Source organism: Sphingopyxis sp. (assembly GCF_035944815.1).
Lineage (GTDB): Bacteria > Pseudomonadota > Alphaproteobacteria > Sphingomonadales > Sphingomonadaceae > Sphingopyxis.
Genome location: NZ_DASZAU010000004.1, coordinates 445,167 through 462,959, shown reverse-complemented (window position 1 = coordinate 462,959; position 17,793 = coordinate 445,167). Strand labels below are relative to the sequence as shown.

Here is a 17,793-nt window from a genome sequence, read left to right as displayed (position 1 = left end):
TCAGCGCCCGAACAGCCCGATGCGCAGCAGGAGCAAACCTTCGCCGCGCAGGCGCCGTTCGCCGTCGCCTGCCGCCAGCGCAGCCGCCCAGCGATCGAGCATCAAAAGAGGTCGGTTTCCGGCGAAGTCGCGGTGCGGCGGCGCGGCGCACATCCTGGCCTCCGCGATCAGTTGGCGCGCGTCGACGGTGCCTTCGACGACCGCCGCGCCCCACAGAATCCCCCATCGCCTGCCGAGGGATTCGCGGCCGCCGGACAAGGAAAAGAGGTGGGCGCCAAAGCTTTCCGCCGCGGCGCGCCTGTCGTCGGGGGTCTCTGCCAGCAGCATCGCCTCGGCGGCGTCGACCAGCGCGTCGAGGCTGCCCTTCCCCGCCCAGCTCGCCTGGAGCTCGGCGAGCAGCGGCTCGCCCTTGGGCAAGGCGGCGGGTTCGCCCGCGATCATCGCGGCCATATCGCGCCACCAGGCGAGCTTGATCTGGCCGATCAGCGGCTCGCGCGCATCGACCAGCAATTTCGTCAGGCGCGCGGCTAGTCCCCACAGCGCCGCCATGGCCGCGCGCCGCGATTGCGGCACGGCGACCATGACGCGCGGATCGCGCATGTCGGGATAGAAAACCGCCTCCGGATCGTCAGGCGCGATTGAGGACCGCCTTCACCGCGTTCACGACGCGCGGCGTATCGACGAGCGCCGCCTTTTCGAGATTGTTCGCATAGGGCAGCGGCACATCTTCGTTGCACACGCGCATGACGGGTGCGTCGAGATCGTCGAAGCCATGCTCCATCGCGACCATCGCGAGTTCGCTGGCGATCGAGCAGGTCGGCCAGCCCTCCTCGACGACGACAAGATGGTTCGTCTTCTTGAGGCTGGCGAGCACGGTCGCGGTATCGAGCGGACGCAAGGTGCGCAGATCGATCACCTCGGCGTCGATGCCCTCGCCCGCCAGCTGGTCGGCGGCTTCGAGCGCAAGCCCGACGCCGATCGAATAGCTGACGATGGTCACGTCGCTGCCCTGACGCATGACGCGCGCCTTGCCGATCGGCAGGACGAAATCCTCGACGTCGGGAACGTCGAAGCTGCGGCCATAAAGCAGCTCGTTTTCGAGGAAGACGACGGGGTCTTCGGTGCGGATCGCCGCCTTCATCAGCCCCTTGGCATCGGCCGCGTCATAGGGCGCGATCACGATCAGGCCGGGGACGGCAGCGTACCAGGGCGCATAATTCTGACTGTGCTGCGCGCCGACGCGCGCCGCGGCGCCGTTCGGGCCGCGGAACACGATCGGACAGCGCATCTGGCCGCCCGACATATAGTTGGTCTTCGCCGCCGAGTTGATGATGTGGTCGATCGCCTGCATCGCGAAGTTGAACGTCATGAACTCGATGATCGGCTTCAAACCGCCCATCGCCGCGCCCGAACCCAGACCGGCAAAGCCATATTCAGTGATCGGGGTATCGACGACGCGCTGCGCGCCGAATTCCTGCAGCAGGCCCTGCGTGACCTTGTACGCGCCCTGATATTCGGCGACTTCCTCGCCCATCACGAAGACGCGGTCGTCCTTGCGCATTTCCTCGGCCATCGCGTCGCGCAGCGCTTCGCGGACGGTCAGGCGGACCATTGCGGTGCCTTCGGGGATCGCGGGGTCCGATGCGCGCTCGGCGGCAGCGGGAGCCGCAGCCGGTGCGGGTACAGGCGCCGGAGCGGGTGCAGGCGCTGCTTCGGCCTTCGTCTCGGAGGCGGCGGCCGGAGCCGGCGCCGGAGCAGCGGCCTCCTCGCCCTCGCCCGTGATCGTCGCGATCACGGTGCCGACCTTCACATTGTCGGTGCCCTCGGCGACCAAAATCTGGCCGATCGTGCCTTCGTCGATCGCTTCGAACTCCATCGTCGCCTTGTCGGTTTCGATCTCGGCGAGAATGTCGCCCGACTTCACCGTGTCGCCTTCCTTGACGAGCCACTTGGCGAGCGTGCCCTCTTCCATCGTCGGCGACAGCGCCGGCATCTTCAATTCGATGGCCATCTCAATATTGCTCCACCAGCACGTCGGTATAAAGTTCATGAAGTTCGGGTTCGGGCGCGCTTTCCGCAAAGTCGGCGGACTCGGCCACGATCTGGCGGATTTCCTTGTCGATATCCTTGAACTTGTCCTCGCCGATGCCCGCATCGGCCATCAGCTTTTTGAGGTGTTCGATCGCATCGCTCTTGTCGCGCACCGCCTGCACTTCCTCGCGGCTGCGATATTTGGCGGGGTCGGACATCGAGTGACCGCGATAGCGATAGGTCTTGAGCTCCATCAGCACCGGGCCCTTGCCCGCGCGTACCCATTCGAGCGCCGCTTCGGCCGCGCCGCGCACCGCGAGCACATCCATGCCGTCGACCTGCATGCCCGGGATGCGGAAGCTTTCGCCGCGGCGATAGAGCTGGTCCTCGGCCGACGCGCGGTTGACCGACGTGCCCATCGCATATTGGTTGTTCTCGATCACGAAGATGATCGGCAGCTTCCACAGCTCGGCCATGTTGAAGCTCTCGTAGACCTGGCCCTGGTTCGCGGCGCCGTCGCCGAAATAGGCCATCGCCACGCCGCCGTCGCCGCGATATTTGTGCGCGAAGGCGAGCCCGGTGCCGAGCGACACCTGCGCCCCGACGATGCCGTGGCCGCCGTAGAATTTATGCTCGACGCTGAACATGTGCATCGAGCCGCCCTTGCCCTTCGAGATGCCCGCGGCGCGGCCCGTCAGTTCGGCCATGATCACCTTGGGATCGATGCCATAGGCGAGCATATGGCCATGGTCGCGGTAGCCGGTGATCACGCTGTCCTTGTCGCCGTCGAGCGCCGACTGGAGCCCGACCGCCACGGCTTCCTGGCCGATATAGAGATGGCAGAAGCCGCCGATCAGGCCGAGGCCGTAAAGCTGGCCCGCCTTTTCCTCGAAGCGGCGGATGAGCAGCATTTCGCGATAGAATTTTTCCAGCTCTTCGGGCGTCGCGTCATAGGGAACGGGATCGCGCGGTTGCTCGCGATTGCTCGCGGCGGCCGGGGTGGATGCAGTCTTTTTTGGCGCGGCAGGTTTGCGCGCGGGAGCTTTGGCCAAGGGAGGTTTCCTTTGCATTTAGCCGTTACGGCACGGCCTCCTATAGGAGAGCCGCGCCGCACTTGGCAACGCCCACCATGGACGGGGGCCGGCCTGACTTACGTATGCAGCAAAGGCGCAGCAAAAGCCGTCAGGGCTTTTGCGCGGGCTCCATCGGGATGATCACCTCGTCGGGGTGATAGGCGCCGAGCTTTTCGCGGACATATTCTTCCGCAAGATCGGGGTCGACGCGCTTGCGGTCGAGCAGGTTGACGCGGTTTTGCAGTTCGTTCTGCTTCTTCGTCAGCTCGCTCAGGATGACGCGCTTCTTCTCGACCGACTGGCCATAGTCGCCCCAGGCATAAAGGCCGGTCGGGCCAAAGATGATATAGCCGATCATCGCCAGCACCACGATCACCGCGATCGCGGGACCGACGGCCCGGTTCATCGATTTGCGGAGTTTGTGGCGCTGCGTCATTCCGGCCCTTGAATCAGAGTTGATTCGCGGCGTCAAGGCCGCAAAACCGGCTTTTCCACCATTCCGCATCGGCGTTCCCAAAATCCTATGGGACGCGGTCGTCGTCAAAGGGCGGGACGTTGAACCGCACCCTCGCCGCTCCCGTTCCCGACCAGCCAAGCTTGGCGGACAATTCGGCGTTGGCCGCATCGCCTGCCGGCAAGGTCACGCTGCCGTGCCCGACCATCCCGTCGGCGCCGTGCGCCGTCAGGTAAAGGACCAGGCTTCCGTCGTCGCGTGCCTCGCCCCAGCCGATCGAGGCCGATCGCCCGCCGTCGCTCGCGACCTCCTCCGGCGCATCGACGTTCATGCTCTCGGCGAACACGCGCCCGGCATGCTGCCCCCAAAAGGCGCGCAGGTGCGGCCAGTCGTTGGCCGCCGACTGATCCAGTCCATAGTGCCGTGCGCCGCTTTCGGCGAAGCTCTCCTCCGGGCCATGCTCGGCGTTCTGATAATAGAAATCGCCGAGCAGGGCGTGATCTTCATTCCATGCGTCGCGGAATGCCTCATCGGCCGACAATCGATGCTTCTTCGAAAAGTCATAGCCGTGCAGTGCTTCATGCACCGCCAGGCTTCGCGAACCGTGCCCGAAGCGGTAGGGCGGGACGCGGCGTGCACCGTCCACGTCGATCGTCGCGACGACGATCCTCCGCCTCGCGGGAATATAAGCACCCGGCACATCGTCCCAGGTCGATCCCTCGGGCCAGTTGGTCGGACGAACGCCCGAAAGCGATTCATCGAAGTCGACGACCGAATTCCGGCACGCAACTACACGAATATGTGCAGCACCGATCGCGGCGACGACCATGTCGGGAAGATCGCGCAACTCTTCTTCCACCGCATCGACATCTGCCGTATAGCCGGGTTTCGCAGGTTCGACTTCCATTTCCTCTTCCCCTCCACAGAAACCAGAAAGATATTCGTCACCCTACCGTCTTGTCGCGATTCTCGAATAACCGCTTCTGCCCAATAATGATCGGATTCGGGTCCAACTTCCATTTGATATTTGTCCGGCGTGCATTCAGTTTGCAGCATAGCAATATTCGATTCGGGGGGATTGAAGCATGGCGTGGGAAAAGTTGGCGCTCGTCTGTTGCACGAGCCTTGTTCTTGGCGGCTGCGCCACGGTAGCTTTCAAACCGCCACCCTATTCCTACAAGGCGCCCGGCGCCGCGGCCGTGGCACTCGACGCGACGAACTCGGTGCATGTGCTGAGTTATTTGCGCGGCGCGACCGACACGTTCGACATGATGCTCGAAAATTCGGAAAAGCTGAAATATGCGACGGAACTGCCGATCATCGCCGCGGGTATCTTCGCGCCGACTACCCTCGCACTGGGGAACAATTCCGACGGGGCGATTTACGCGGCGGGCGTTGGCGCGGCCGGCGGGGCGCTTTCGAACTATTTCGGCGTCCGCACGCGGCAGGTCCATGTAGCGCAAGCCCGCGAAGCCGTGACCTGCGTCAGCCGGGAATATGCCAATCAATTTGCCGAGGCGCGGACGCTCGGCGCCTCGATCGTGGAGGGGAGATCGCGAGCCGCCGGGGACAATGTGGTAGCGACCGCAGCGAAAACGGCGCCCGTTCTGGCCGCGACGTCAAGCACTCTCTTGTCGATCACGCTGGACGGCGCCGCAACCTCGGTGGCGGGCACCGTCGCGTCGAGCGGCGACATCGCGATCGAGGCCGCGAATTCGATCATTTCCAAGCTGAAGGTGAAATTGGCCGGCGTCGGCACCGCACCCAATTATTCGGACATATTGAACGACTTGAAGGCGAAACAGGCGCTTTCCGTGGAGCGGCAGCAGGAAGCGCAAACCAAAGCTGGCGCGAACGCCTTTTCGAAAGCGGCGATCGCATCGCTCGCCGACTATCCGCTAAAGATAGCGGAGTGTGTCGCCAAATTCCCGGGCTGACCGCCGTCGAAAGAGCCCCATCAGGCCATGCCGCGCCGCAAGGGGGTGACGAACGCACGCCTCTTGCACCTTCTCGTCGCTACACGCGATAGAAGGTCAGGTCAGCCGCCAAAGCTGCGGCACCGTCTTGTTGAGCGAGCCGACCAGCACCGCCCCTTCCCACAATTCCATGCTGCGTCCGCCGGCATGGCCTTCCGCGATCACCAGCGCGAAATCGCGCCCTTCGGCCTCGAAATCGACCCGCGTCGCGCCCCCCGATCCATCGTCTTCGAGCAAGATATGAAAGGCACGCATGGCAAAGCTCCCTCTTCGGCGGGAGCAGGTGCGACCCAAGGCTCTCGGCAAAGTATCGATCGGCCGGTCATGCAACGACGGAGACTGCGGGCAGGAGCCGAAACCACAAAAGGCCGATCAGGTGGTAAAACCGCAGTCGTCCCGTCCTGTATAGCAGGCCCGGCCCGATCGACCTAATGATTAGTCCACCGGCTTAAGAGCGGCTTAGGCGAAAATCGCCATGCCCGGATAACGCGCCATGTCGCCCAGCTCTTCCTCGATACGGATCAGCTGGTTGTACTTGGCGAGCCGGTCCGAACGCGCGAGGCTGCCGGTCTTGATCTGGCCGCAGTTGGTCGCAACCGCGAGGTCGGCGATCGTCGAATCCTCGGTCTCGCCCGAGCGGTGCGACATGACCGCGGTGTAACGCGCGCGGTGCGCCATATCGACCGCATCGAGCGTTTCCGACAGCGTGCCGATCTGGTTGACCTTGACGAGCAGCGAGTTCGCGAGGCCGTCCTTGATCCCCTGCTCCAGTCGCAGCGGATTGGTCACGAACAGGTCGTCGCCGACGAGCTGACACTTGTCGCCGACGAGGTCGGTGAGCGCCTTCCAGCCGGTGAAATCATCCTCGCTCATCCCGTCTTCGATCGATTTGATCGGATAGTCGCCCACGAGCGCGGCGAGATATTCGGCCATCTGTTCGGGGCTCAGCGACAGTCCTTCGCCGCTGATCTCATATTTGCCGTTCCTGAAGAACTCGGTCGCGGCGCAATCGAGCGCGAGCACGACGTCGGTGCCGAGCTTGAAACCCGCCTGATCGACCGATGCGGCGATGAAGTCGAGCGCGGCGCGCGTCGAGGCGAGGTTCGGCGCGAAGCCGCCTTCGTCGCCGACCGCGGTCGCGAGGCCCTTCGCCGACAGGCCCTTCTTCAGCGTGTGAAAAATCTCGCTGCCCCAGCGCACGGCTTCGGCGATACTGCCGGCGCCGACGGGCATGATCATGAATTCCTGCACGTCGATCGGATTGTCGGCATGCTCGCCGCCGTTGATGATGTTCATCATCGGCACGGGAAGCGTGCGCGCCGATACCCCGCCGACATAACGATAGAGCGGCAGGCCGCGTGCGTCGGCCGCAGCTTTTGCAGCGGCAAGGCTGACCCCGAGGATCGCATTTGCGCCAAGGCGGCTCTTGTTCGGGGTGCCGTCGAGGTCGATCATCGCCTGGTCGAGTTCGCGCTGGTCCTCGGCATCGAGGCCGATCAGCGCCTCGGCGATATCGCCGTTGACCGCGGCGACCGCTTTCGTGACGCCCTTACCCAGATAGCGGCTCTTGTCGCCGTCGCGAAGTTCGACCGCTTCGTGCGCGCCGGTCGACGCGCCCGAGGGGACCGCGGCGCGGCCAAAGCTGCCATCTTCCAGAAGGACATCGACTTCGACCGTAGGGTTGCCCCGGCTGTCGAGGATTTCGCGGCCGTGGATGTCGATGATGGCGGTCATGGATAATGTCCTGCTGGCGGCCGCGAACGGGCCGGTGGAGAAAGGCGCCCGCCTGTTATCGGCAGGGTGACGTTAGTGCAACCGCTGCATAGGAATTTTGCGGAGGGATGGAACCATTCGTCGCGCCTTGCTATATATTGAAGCAGGACCAAAAAAGGATGTCCGCCCCGGCGGCGCCCGACACAAGAGAAGAGGACTAAACGATGGCCAAAGCCGCAACTCCCGCGACGAAGAAAGCCGCTGCTCCCCGTCCCAAGGCCCCCGCGAAGGCCGCTGCCACCAAGGCCGCGCCCGCCCGCAAGCCCGCCAGTGTGAAGGCCGCCAAGGAGCATCCGATCCGCGACCAAATCGCCGCGACGCGCGACACCATCAAGTCCGAAGCGTCGAAAAAGGCTGCGTCGCTGAAGGAAGAAGCGACCGCGCTGAAGAAACAGGCGTCGACCAAGGCGCGCGATGCCGCGACCAAGGGCAAGGACAAGGCGGCCGAAGCCGTCGGCAGCCTTGCGAAGATGCTCGAGGACAGCGCCGGCACCGTCGACAGCAAGTTCGGCAAGCAATATGGCGACTATGCCCGTTCGGCCGCCTCGACCGTCGCCGGCCTCGCGACGACGCTCGACAAGAAGGATCTCGACGAGCTCGCCGCCTCGACCCGCGACATGGTCAAGAAGAACCCGGCGATCGCGGTCGGTGCCGCGACGGTGATCGGTTTCGTCCTTGCCCGCATGCTCAAGGGCAGCTCCAACGATTGACAAGGTCTTGGTTGCTCCCGATCCGAACATCCCGCCGCCGTCCGACGAGCGCGGTTTCGACCGCGTAAGCCACGGCTATGCCCCCGACGGGCGTCCCGCGACCCCGCCGCCCGTTCCGCTCGAAAAGATCGTCGGCGATGTCGTCGACAATCTTTCGGCGACGGCAAAGGCGGAGCTTGCCCTGCTCGAAGCACGCACCGAGCTGGCGCTGCACGGCGCGTCGTGGACGGCGGGCTGGGGTGCGGTTGCGGCATCGGCGCTTGGTATCGCGATGCTGGCGCTCGCTTTCGGGGCGATCCTCGCGCTCGCCCCGCATGTCGGACCGTTCGTCGCGACACTGATCGTCGTCGCCGCTCTGCTCGCCGTCGCCGCCTTTGCCGGGTGGCGTGCGCAGAAAAGCTATGGCGACATCCGTACCGCGCTTCGGCGCGACCTCTCTAACGAAGGGATCGACGATGCCGCGGACGCGTAATCGCCTGATCGCCGCCGCGCGCCGTTCGATGCTCCAGCGCGCGGAACTGCACCGGCGGCTCGACGTCGCACGCGCGGCGCTCCGGCCCAGGGCGCTCCTCGATCGCGGCAAATATCGCATCGGCGAGAAGGTCGACGACACCGCGCAGGCGGTGCAGCAACAGTTTCGGAGCAACAAGCTGCCGATCGCGATCGCGGCGGCGGCGGGCATTGCGTGGCTACTGCGCGAACCGATCAAGGAACATGCGCCGAAGCTGGCACGCAAGATTCAGGACCTGGCGGCCGATGTCGCCGATCATTTTCGGCCCGCCGATGACGCGGCGGACGAAGATGAAGTTGAAACTCTGGAGGAAGAAAAAGATGAAGCCGTTCAGTGAAACCGCCCGCGAAACGCGTGAAAAGGCGAGTGAACTTGCGGAGAAAACCGCCGAAAACGCCCGCCTGACCGCCGAAGCCGCGAAGGCGCGGATCCAGGACGGTTATGGCCGCGCCCGCGCCGCGACGAGCGACCTCGCCGCGAAGGCAAGCGAACAGGCCGGCGTTGCCCGCGAAGCGGCCGGCGAAGCCTATGAAAAGGGCAAGGCACAGGCAAAGCGCGCGAACAGCAAGCTGAAGGACGTCGCCGAGAAACAGCCGCTGGCGCTTGTCGCGGGCGCGGTCGCGATCGGCGCGCTGCTCGGTTCGCTCATCCCGAAGGGCCGCAAACCCGAGGAGTGAGCTGACTTGCCGTAGCGGCGAAGCACTGCTAGGGGCGCGCATCCTCCCCTTCCAGTGCTACCCGCAAGGAAAGCAGCCATGAGCAAATTGCATCTCGTGTTCGGCGGACGCGTCGCCGATCCGCAGGGTCTCGACTTCGTCGACCTGCACAACCTCGACGTCGTCGGCCTCTATCCCGACTATAAATCGGCCGAAAAGGCGTGGCGCAGCGCGGCCCAGCGCACGGTCGACGATGCCGAAATGAAATATGTCGTCGTCCACCTGCACAAGCTGTTGCAGCCGGACGCCGAAGCCTGATTTCGACGGCCCTTCGGGGCCGTCTTCTTATCAGCGGAAATTGTCGGCGTAGGCCTGGATCTTCAGGCGGCGTTCGGGCGTCGTGACGACTTCGGCCTCGATGCCGTTACGCGCCGCATAAGCGAGCGCCTCTTCCCGGCTCGCGAAGCCCAGTCGCAGCTGGCGCTGCGTGTCGCCGCTGCCGGCCCAGCCCATCAGCGGATCGGCCTTGCGCGCTTCCGCCGGAGCATATTCCAGCATCCAGCGCTGCGTTCCGGCGCGCCCCGACTGCATGGCGTTCTTGGGCTTCTGGAAAATACGCGCTTTCATCGGGGTCGTCCTGTTCAACCGGGGCCTGAGCCGCCGCCTTAGCGCCAAGCTCGTCCCGCGAAAAGAGGCCTATTGCGCATCGCGCCGCGCCTGCGCCGCTTTCGTCATCAGGGTTGGCCGCGCATTCGCTGGATCGTCGGGCCAGCTATGCTTGGGATAACGTCCGCGCATCTCGCGCGCAACGTCGTGCCAGCTGCCGCTCCAGAAGGAGACAAGGTCGCGCGTCGTCTGGATCGGCCGGTGCGCGGGCGATGTCAGCGCGAGCACCAGCGGCACCGGCGGATCGCCGACCAGCGGATGCCGCGCCAGCCCGAACAATTCCTGCACCCGAACGCTGACCGTCGGCCCGCCGTCGGCGCCATAGTCGATCGGATGGCGGCTGCCGACGGGCGTCAGGTAATCGGCGGGAGCATGTTTTTCGAGCAGTTGCCGCGCGGGCCAGTCGAGCATCGCCATCAGCACGTCGGCCAGCTTGCGGTCGCCGATATCGCGCAGCCCGCGGCACCCCGAAAGCAAAGGTTCGAGCCAGATTTCAAGGCTGTCGCCCAGTGCGTTCGTCGACAGCGCATCGAGCCCCGCAAAGGACGCGCGCTGGCGTAGCGCCTGCGACACGGGACCCCAGCCGATCAGCCCGAGCCCTTTGCTCCGGACCGCATCCATGCGTACCGCGACATCGTCCTCGGCATTTTCGCTGCGCCCCGCCTGCCCGCTCGTCAGCGCGATCGCGCCGAGCCGTCGTTCGCGGCGGTGATCGACGCGGTCGTTCGCGCTGTCGTAGCTGCTTGCCGAATGCGCGACGATGCGATCGGCAAACAGCGCCTCGACCTCGCCCTGATCGATCGGCGCCGCGGCCAGAATGCGGACCCCGGCGGCATGGCCCTGCGCATCGGCGATCGCCAGCCACTCGCTTCCCGCGAGCGGATCGACCGGATCGATGCGATAGGCGCGCCCGCCGACGCTGAGATATTCGCCGCGCTGCCCGGCGCGCCCACGCGCGACGCGGTCGGGCCAGGCGGTTGCAATCCAGCCGCCGATCGAGCGCGACGGCACGGTATCGGTTTGCGCCGCCAGTTTCTCGCCGATCTTCGCCAGCCGCTGTGCAAGACGCCATGCGCCCTCGGAGCGTTCGTTACGCTGGCCGCGCCAGCGCGCCAGCCGCGCCTCGACATCAACGCCGCGCCCGCCCAGCCCCGGTTCGGTAAGGAGGACCGCAAGCCGTCCTGCCATTTCGGCCTCGTTCGCGCGGGCGGCGTCGAGCAGCATATGGGCGAGCGGCACCGGCAACGGAATCGCGGCGAGCGCTTTGCCATGCGGCGTGATGCGGCCGTCGTCGCCCAGCGCCCCGATCGCCTGCAACCGCGACTTGGCTTCCGAAATCGCAGCGGGCGACGGTGGGTCGAGCCAGCCGAGCTGGCGCGGATCGACGATACCCCAGCTCGCGCAGTCGAGCACGACCGGCATCAGGTCGTTTTCATGGATTTCGGGCGGATCGAACGGCGGCATGCCGGCGGTCGCGGCGGCTTCCCAGAGGCGATAAGCCACACCCTGTCCCTGCCGCGCGGCGCGCCCCGCGCGCTGCGTCGCCGATGCCTGACTTGCGCGTTCGGTGACGAGCCGCGCGATCCCCGCCGCCTTGTCGAAACGCGGACGGCGCGACAGCCCGGCATCGATCACGATGCGCACGCCGTCGATCGTCAGGCTGGTTTCGGCGATGCTCGTCGCGAGGATCAGTTTGCGCCGCCCGTCGGGATCGCGAACGAGTGCCTTGCGCTGTAGCATAGGGTCGATCTGGCCATGGAGACGGTGGGCGACGAGCGGCAGGCGCGCTTCCTCGACCGCAGTCGCCGCGCGTTCGATATCGGCAGCCCCGGGCAGGAAGGCGAGCATGTCGCCTTCCGCTTCGTCGGCCAGTGCCTGCCGCACCGCGCCCAGCACCGACGCCTCGAGCCGGTCCTCGGCGCGGCGGCCGATATGGCGGAGGTCGAGCGGCCAGATCTTGCCCTCGCTCTTCACCACCGGCGCATTGCCGAGCAGCGCGCCGAAGCGCGCACCGTCGAGCGTCGCCGACATGGCGACAAGACGGATGTCGTCGCGCAGTCCCTGCTGTGCGTCTATCGCGAGGGCCAGCGCAAAGTCGCCATCGAGGCTGCGTTCGTGGACTTCGTCGAACAGCACTGCCGACACGCCCGCAAGTTCGGGATCGGCGAGGATGCGGTTGCGGAACAGACCCGGCGTCATCACGAGCAGCCGGGTCGCCGCCGACTGCTTGCTGTCGAGACGCGTCGCATAGCCGACCTTGCCCCCGACCGCCTCGCCCATCTCTTCGGCAATGCGTTCCGCCGCGGCGCGCGCGGCGAGCCGGCGCGGCGACAGGAGCCAGACCGCGCCCGTACACCATGGCTGGTCGAGCAACGCGGGCGCAACGCGCGTCGTCTTGCCCGCGCCCGGCGGTGCGACGACGACGGCGTTGGGCTTCAGCACCAGCGCCGCCATGATATCGGGCAACACGATGTCGATCGGAAGCGGCTGCATCAGCTTCGCGCCGCGGGGTTGCCCAGTTCGGCATTGAGGCGGAAGGCTTCGGCCGCGAGCGTTGCGACGGCTTCCGTCGTCACGACGTCGCCCTCGGCCAGCACCAGATTGCCGAGTTCATATTTGCCGCTCGCCTTGATCCGCGGTTCGATCTCGCGCAGCCGCTTGCCGCGCCAGAAACCGAGCAGCACGCGATGTTCCTCGGCGCGGATCAGGATGCACGGACCGTTCGCCATGAAGACGAGGTTGGTCCATTTGATCGTCTCGTCGAACGGCGCGGCGGCCATGATCGCGGCGCGCATCGTTTCGGCGCATGTCCGCTGCCAGCCCGAAAGCGCCGCGATATAGGCATCGGGGCTTTCCGCCGCGGGGCCCATCATCGCCATGCCGGCCTCAATAGGCGCGCGCGACCGCGAAGGCGACCGCCTCGGTCAGCGCCGATTTCGCCTGGCTGGCGGGGAAGCCGCCGATCGCGTCGACCGCGCGCTGCCCATAATGGCGCGCGCGCGCCAGCGTGTCGCCTATCGTATCATGTTTACGGAGCAGCGAGGTCGCATAGGCCAGATCCTCGTCCGACGTCTTGTGCCCGGTGATCGCGAGCTTCCAGAACTCGCGCTCTTCGGCACTGCCGCGCGCGTAAGCAAGAATGACGGGCAGCGTCACCTTGCCGTCGCGGAAATCGTCGCCGACGCCCTTGCCCATCGTTTCGGCGTCCGACACATAGTCGATCGCATCGTCGACAAGCTGGAACGCGATGCCGAGATTACGGCCATAGGCGTCGAGCGCGGCTTCGGTGGCATCGTCGCGCTCGGCAACCACCGCGGCGATCTTGCACGCCGCGGCGAACAGTTCGGCGGTCTTGGCGTTGATGATCGTCAGATACTGGTCTTCGCTCGTTTCGATGCGGCGCTGCGCCGAAAGCTGGTTGACCTCGCCCTCCGCGATCACGGCCGACGCGCGCGACAGGATCTTGAGCACTTTCAGCGAGCCGTCCTCGACCATCACTTCGAAAGCGCGGCTGAACAGGAAATCGCCGACGAGCACCGAAGCGCTGTTACCCCAGATGATATTCGCGGTCTTGCGGCCGCGGCGGAGCCCCGATTTGTCGACGACATCGTCGTGGAGCAGCGTCGCAGTATGGATGAATTCGACCGCCGCGGCGAGCTTGCAATGGCGGCGACCCGGATAATCGAGCAGCTTGCCGCAGGCGAGCGTCAACATCGGCCGCATCCGCTTGCCGCCACCCGCGATCAGGTGCCCCGCGAGTTCGGGGATCAGCGGCACTTCGGATTGCATGCGATCGAGGATGACCGAATTCACCTCGTTCATATCGGCGGCGACAAGCGCCATCATCGGGTCGAGCGAGGGCGGGCGGTCGCCGTGGAGCAAGTGGATTTCCGCAGTCATGACGCGGCGACCCTTGGCCGGGGGGCCATAATTTTGCAACGACTTTCGGCTTGCTTTGCGCGCCCACCCGGTGCCAAGCGTGCCGCGAACGAGAGGAGCCGCACATGGACGATCAACTGAGCCGCTATCGCCAAAGCATCGACAATATCGATGCGGCGCTCGTCTACATGCTCGCCGAACGGTTCAAGGTGACCAAGGCGGTCGGCGAACTCAAGGCGCGCGAGGGCCTGCCCCCCGCCGATCCCGGCCGCGAGGAACGCCAGATCGGGCGGCTGCGCGAACTGGCGCGCGACGCCGATCTCGACCCCGATTTCACCGAGAAATTCCTCCGCTTCATCATCGACGAAGTGATCCGCCATCACCAGCAAGCCAAGCGGGAGCAGAACGCATGAGCCAGGATCATCCGATCTTCGCGCGCTGGCCGGCACAGCATCCCGACCGGATCCAGCTTTTCTCCGCGCCGACGCCGAACGGGGTGAAGGCGGGGATCATGCTCGAGGAAACCGGCCTCGCCTATGAAGCGCACCGGATCGACATCATGGCGAACGAAAGCCATGACCCGGCGTTCCTCGCACTCAATCCCAACGGCAAGATCCCGGCAATCTACGACCCGCAGGGCCCGAGCGGAACGCCGCTCGCGCTGTTCGAATCGGGCGCGATCCTGATCTATCTCGCCGACAAGAGCGGGCAATTCCTGTCGGCCGACCCGAACCTGCGCTACGAAACGATCCAGTGGGTGATGTGGCAGATGGGCGGGGTTGGCCCGATGTTCGGGCAGCTCGGCTTCTTCCACAAATTCGCCGGCCGCGACTATGAGGACAAGCGCCCGCGCGACCGCTACGCGGCGGAGTCGGCTCGCCTCCTCGGCGTCCTCGACGAGCGGCTCGCGAGCCGCGACTGGGTGATGGGCGCCGACTACAGCATCGCGGATATCTCGCTGCTCGGCTGGGTCCGCAACCTCATCGGTTTCTACGACGCGCGCGAGATCGTCGGCTTCGACCGCTTTACGCATGTCCAGCGCTGGCTCGATACCGGCCTCGCCCGGCCGGCCGTCCAGCGCGGGCTGGAAGTCACCGCCGCATAAACGCGCGGGTCGTCAGGCCTGAACCGGCAGCTCTATGATCGCGTCGAGCCCGCCGCCGGGACGGTTGCACAGCGCCAGGCTTCCGCCCTCGCCCTCGGCGATATCGCGCGCGATCGACAGGCCGAGGCCCGCGCCGCCCGTCGCGCGGTTGCGCGATTGCTCGCCGCGCGCAAAGGGTTCCACGAGCGTGCGGATCTGCTCCTCGGTCAGCCCGGGGCCGTCGTCGGATACGATGATCCGCGCGCGCCCCGCCTCCGCGGTCACCGAGAGCCGGCCACGCTGGCCGTAAGCAAGCGCATTGTCGGCAAGGTTGCGAAGCGCGCGCTTGAGCAGCATCGGCCGCGCCAGCACGGCGACGCCGGCGACCCCGCTGACGGTCACATCCTTGCCGCGCTCCTGATAATCGGCCGCCAGTTCGCCGATCAGGTCGCGCAGCGGCATGCGTTCCACCGCCTCGGTCCCCGCGCCCGACCGCGCCAGCGCCAATATGTCGCTCAGCATCGCAGTCATTTCCTCGATGCTCGCGATCATCTTGTCGCGCAGTTGATCATCCTCGACCTGTTCGACGCGCACGCGCAGGCTGGCAAGCGGGGTACGCAGGTCGTGGCCGACCGCGCCGAGCATCCGGTCCTTGTCCGAAAGCATCGTTGCAATGCGGCTGCGATAGGCGTTGAAGGCGGCGATCAGGTCGCGAACGTCGGACGGCCCCTCTTCCTCGAGCGGTTCGGCATCGCGCAGCGCCGGATTGGCGCGCGCCGCACGCGTCAGGTCGCGCAGCGGCCGCGCCGCGCGGTAAGCGATCAGCATGATCGGGACGAGCAGCAACAGATAGAGCGACAGCGTCTGCCAGACGAGGAAGCCCTGCAGGCGATTGCCGCCGACGGCAATGCGCGTGCGCACGGCGAAATAGCGCCCGTCGACCTTTGCCACGACGATGACGGCGCGGTCGGGGAATTCCGGCCGCCGCAAGCGCTGGCGTTCGCGCGGCGGAAGCGCCCATGCGTCTACCGATTCGACACGGATATTCGTCTCGTCGAGCAGGCCGCTGACATATTTGGCAAGGTCGGGCAGCCGGACCGCGCCGACAGGCACCGGCGGCATCGTGTCCGAGATCACAAGTTTCTGCGCGCGCTCGCGCGCTTCTTCGTCGTTTTGCGGGCGCCTGAAATCGCCGCGCCGATCGCGCTCGATCGCGTCGATCACGCGCGCGACCGCCATGCCGCCGCCATGCGCCAGCGCCTGCTGCCGCATGCCGCGCGACAGCAGCACGAAATTGATCGCCTGCGCGACGAACAACATCACCGCGACCGCAAAGACGAGCTGGCCGACGAGGCTTTTGGGCCAGAGGCGGAATTTCATGCCGCCGGCCCCATGCGCTTGACCTCGCAGGCGAGCGTATAGCCCCCGCCCCACACGGTTTTCACGATCTGCGGATGCGCGGCATCGACCTCGATCTTCTTGCGCAGGCGGCTGACCAGATTGTCGATCGCGCGGTCGAAAATATCGGCTTCGCGGCCGCGCACCATATCGAGCAGCCGGTCGCGGCTCATGACCTGCCGCGGATGGCGGACAAGCGCGTGGAGCAGGTGATATTCGCCCGACGACAGCGCGACCTCGTTGCCGTCGGCATCGACCAGCACCCGCTCGACCTCGCGCAGCACCCAGTCGCCAAAGGCGTAGCAGGTCCCGCCCCCGTCGAGCGCGCGGCCGCCCTGCTGCGTCCGGCGCAACACGGTGCGGATGCGCGCGACCAGCTCGCGCGGGTTGAAGGGTTTGACGACATAGTCGTCGGCGCCGATCTCGAGCCCGATAATGCGCTCGGTATCCTCGGCACGCGCGGTCAGCAGGATGACGGGAATATTGCTCGTCTCGCGCAGGTGGCGGGTCAGCGACAGCCCGTCCTCGCCCGGCATCATGATGTCGCTGACGACAAGGTCGACCCCCTGCGCGCGCAGCACCGAGCGCGCCTCGGCCGCGCTCGCGGCGTCGGTCACCGCAAAACCCTGTGCGGTCAGATATTCGCCCAGCGGCTCGCGGATCGACGGTTCGTCGTCGATCAGGAGAATGCGGGGCGTGTCGCTGTCGGTCATGAGGTTTCCGTCAAAAATTGATGCTAGTTCGCCCATCGGCCGCGAGGGGCCGATGGGCGATAGCTGGCAGGGACCGGCGGCAAAGGCAATGCCGGGAGGGGGAGGAAGGCGCCACGCTTCGCACCAGCCCCCGCCAAATGGCTCAGGGGTTGGCGGGAGCAGTCGGTGCCGCGCCGCGCTTGGCGCGCCATGCACCGCGCTGCGCCTGGCGTTCCTCGGCCGTCACCTGTCCGTCCTTGTTGGCATCGGCGGCGTCGAAGCGGGCGAGTGCCGCGGTCTGGAACTCGGCCTGGCTGATCGCCTTGTCGCCGTCGGCGTCGGCCTTCATCCAGCCGCCATGACCGCCGCGCATCCCGTGGCCGCCACGCTTGCCATGATGGCCGCGCATGCCGTCGCGCTTGCCTTCGCCGGCTTCGCCCGCGGCAACGCGCTTTTCCTTGCGTTCGGCGCGCTTGGCGGCGCGGTCGGCGCCATGCTGGTCCCATTCGGCCTTGCTGATGCTGCCGTCCGAATTGGCGTCGAGCGATGCGAAACGCTTCGCCTGCATTTCGGCATGCTTCGCGGCGCGGTCGGCGGCGTCGAGCTTGCCGTCCTTGTTGACGTCCATCTTCGCAAACATGTCCGCAGCCTTGGCCTGCGCCTCGGTGCGCGTCTGGGTGGCATTGCGGTCGCCGCCGGGAGCGGCGAGAACGGGCGCGGCGATCAGCGCCGCCCCCAGCGTCAAAAGAGAGATTTTCTTCACGTCATGAACTCCTTCATGGGACCCGTGGAGGGGAGAGGCCCGGTCCCGATGAAGGCGTTCTACGTGCCACTTGTCCCAAGGAATTGCCGGATCGACGAAAAAATGTCGCAACATGTCGCAAAAGCGG

22 protein-coding genes are annotated in these 17,793 nt (G+C 66.0%); 8 read left to right on the top strand and 14 right to left on the bottom strand.

The features are described from left to right. From VGU00_RS07555 to VGU00_RS07535, 5 genes are all read right to left on the bottom strand, one after another. Positions 1-600 carry a hypothetical protein gene (locus tag VGU00_RS07555; RefSeq protein ID WP_327467069.1) on the bottom strand — a complete coding sequence of 200 codons (600 nt, stop codon included), beginning with the start codon at positions 598-600 and terminating at the stop codon, positions 1-3. Positions 601-628: 28 nt separating this feature from the next. Beyond that, complete coding sequence (locus tag VGU00_RS07550; protein WP_327467067.1) at positions 629-2,011, bottom strand: pyruvate dehydrogenase complex E1 component subunit beta; 1,383 nt, start codon at positions 2,009-2,011, stop codon at positions 629-631. Between the two features lies 1 nt (position 2,012). Then, positions 2,013-3,083 (bottom strand): pyruvate dehydrogenase (acetyl-transferring) E1 component subunit alpha, encoded by a 1,071-nt coding sequence (gene pdhA / locus VGU00_RS07545; RefSeq protein ID WP_327467065.1) that lies wholly within the window; start codon positions 3,081-3,083, stop codon positions 2,013-2,015. Positions 3,084-3,213: 130 nt separating this feature from the next. After that, entirely contained in the window at positions 3,214-3,540 is a 327-nt protein-coding gene (locus tag VGU00_RS07540; RefSeq protein ID WP_327467063.1) for an FtsB family cell division protein, read from the bottom strand. An 85-nt stretch (positions 3,541-3,625) separates the two neighbouring features. Beyond that, the gene (locus VGU00_RS07535) at positions 3,626-4,465 is read right to left on the bottom strand and encodes an anthrax toxin lethal factor-related metalloendopeptidase (protein ID WP_327467062.1); all 840 of its coding nucleotides are present in this window, start codon (positions 4,463-4,465) and stop codon (positions 3,626-3,628) included. 178 nt (positions 4,466-4,643) lie between these two features. Between VGU00_RS07535 and VGU00_RS07530 the strand changes: the two genes are divergently transcribed. Next, a complete protein-coding gene (locus VGU00_RS07530) occupies positions 4,644-5,495 on the top strand; it encodes a hypothetical protein (protein WP_327467060.1) in 852 nt (283 codons plus the stop codon). Positions 5,496-5,591: 96 nt separating this feature from the next. Here the strand turns inward: VGU00_RS07530 and VGU00_RS07525 are convergent, their stop codons facing one another. Next, the gene (locus VGU00_RS07525) at positions 5,592-5,789 is read right to left on the bottom strand and encodes a hypothetical protein (RefSeq protein WP_327467058.1); all 198 of its coding nucleotides are present in this window, start codon (positions 5,787-5,789) and stop codon (positions 5,592-5,594) included. Between the two features lie 204 nt (positions 5,790-5,993). Then, the gene (eno, locus tag VGU00_RS07520) at positions 5,994-7,268 is read right to left on the bottom strand and encodes a phosphopyruvate hydratase (protein WP_327467056.1); all 1,275 of its coding nucleotides are present in this window, start codon (positions 7,266-7,268) and stop codon (positions 5,994-5,996) included. 203 nt (positions 7,269-7,471) lie between these two features. Here eno and VGU00_RS07515 point away from each other — a divergent pair, with 203 nt between their 5' ends. The 5 genes from VGU00_RS07515 (at position 7,472) to VGU00_RS07495 (ending at position 9,502) form a co-directional block, all read left to right on the top strand. Beyond that, a complete protein-coding gene (locus tag VGU00_RS07515) occupies positions 7,472-8,017 on the top strand; it encodes a hypothetical protein (protein ID WP_327467054.1) in 546 nt (181 codons plus the stop codon). 7 nt (positions 8,018-8,024) lie between these two features. Beyond that, positions 8,025-8,489: a phage holin family protein gene (locus VGU00_RS07510; protein WP_327467053.1), complete on the top strand. Its 465-nt coding sequence runs from the start codon at positions 8,025-8,027 to the stop codon at positions 8,487-8,489. Between the two features lie 28 nt (positions 8,490-8,517). After that, entirely contained in the window at positions 8,518-8,865 is a 348-nt protein-coding gene (locus tag VGU00_RS07505) for a hypothetical protein (RefSeq protein WP_327467052.1), read from the top strand. Continuing rightward, complete coding sequence (locus VGU00_RS07500) at positions 8,849-9,205, top strand: hypothetical protein (RefSeq protein ID WP_327467050.1); 357 nt, start codon at positions 8,849-8,851, stop codon at positions 9,203-9,205. The genes VGU00_RS07505 and VGU00_RS07500 overlap by 17 nt, the downstream gene beginning before the upstream one ends. A gap of 78 nt (positions 9,206-9,283) precedes the next feature. Then, the gene (locus tag VGU00_RS07495) at positions 9,284-9,502 is read left to right on the top strand and encodes a DUF4170 domain-containing protein (protein ID WP_058538113.1); all 219 of its coding nucleotides are present in this window, start codon (positions 9,284-9,286) and stop codon (positions 9,500-9,502) included. Positions 9,503-9,532: 30 nt separating this feature from the next. Here VGU00_RS07495 and VGU00_RS07490 read toward each other — a convergent pair whose 3' ends face one another. The 4 genes from VGU00_RS07490 to VGU00_RS07475 all read right to left on the bottom strand — a co-directional run bounded on the left by VGU00_RS07490 (position 9,533) and on the right by VGU00_RS07475 (position 13,750). Beyond that, a complete protein-coding gene (locus VGU00_RS07490) occupies positions 9,533-9,811 on the bottom strand; it encodes an ETC complex I subunit (protein ID WP_327467045.1) in 279 nt (92 codons plus the stop codon). 69 nt (positions 9,812-9,880) lie between these two features. Further along, positions 9,881-12,343, bottom strand: a complete 2,463-nt coding sequence (hrpB, locus tag VGU00_RS07485; RefSeq protein WP_327467043.1) for an ATP-dependent helicase HrpB — start codon at positions 12,341-12,343, stop codon at positions 9,881-9,883. Then, entirely contained in the window at positions 12,343-12,729 is a 387-nt protein-coding gene (locus VGU00_RS07480; protein ID WP_327467041.1) for a DUF1801 domain-containing protein, read from the bottom strand. Before VGU00_RS07480 ends, hrpB begins: the two co-directional genes overlap by 1 nt. Positions 12,730-12,736: 7 nt before the next feature. After that, positions 12,737-13,750: a polyprenyl synthetase family protein gene (locus tag VGU00_RS07475; RefSeq protein ID WP_327467039.1), complete on the bottom strand. Its 1,014-nt coding sequence runs from the start codon at positions 13,748-13,750 to the stop codon at positions 12,737-12,739. A gap of 50 nt (positions 13,751-13,800) precedes the next feature. On the opposite strand from VGU00_RS07475, the gene VGU00_RS07470 reads away from it, so the two are divergent. Both VGU00_RS07470 and VGU00_RS07465 read left to right on the top strand, forming a co-directional pair. Beyond that, positions 13,801-14,142 carry a chorismate mutase gene (locus tag VGU00_RS07470; protein WP_327467037.1) on the top strand — a complete coding sequence of 114 codons (342 nt, stop codon included), beginning with the start codon at positions 13,801-13,803 and terminating at the stop codon, positions 14,140-14,142. Then, positions 14,139-14,834, top strand: a complete 696-nt coding sequence (locus VGU00_RS07465; protein ID WP_327467035.1) for a glutathione S-transferase N-terminal domain-containing protein — start codon at positions 14,139-14,141, stop codon at positions 14,832-14,834. Before VGU00_RS07470 ends, VGU00_RS07465 begins: the two co-directional genes overlap by 4 nt. Positions 14,835-14,846: 12 nt before the next feature. Here VGU00_RS07465 and VGU00_RS07460 read toward each other — a convergent pair whose 3' ends face one another. From VGU00_RS07460 to VGU00_RS07450, 3 genes are all read right to left on the bottom strand, one after another. Further along, positions 14,847-16,193 (bottom strand): ATP-binding protein, encoded by a 1,347-nt coding sequence (locus VGU00_RS07460; RefSeq protein ID WP_327467033.1) that lies wholly within the window; start codon positions 16,191-16,193, stop codon positions 14,847-14,849. After that, positions 16,190-16,924, bottom strand: a complete 735-nt coding sequence (locus VGU00_RS07455) for a response regulator (protein ID WP_327467031.1) — start codon at positions 16,922-16,924, stop codon at positions 16,190-16,192. Before VGU00_RS07455 ends, VGU00_RS07460 begins: the two co-directional genes overlap by 4 nt. A gap of 142 nt (positions 16,925-17,066) precedes the next feature. Continuing rightward, complete coding sequence (locus VGU00_RS07450; RefSeq protein ID WP_327467029.1) at positions 17,067-17,666, bottom strand: hypothetical protein; 600 nt, start codon at positions 17,664-17,666, stop codon at positions 17,067-17,069. Between the last annotated feature and the right edge of the window lie 127 nt (positions 17,667-17,793).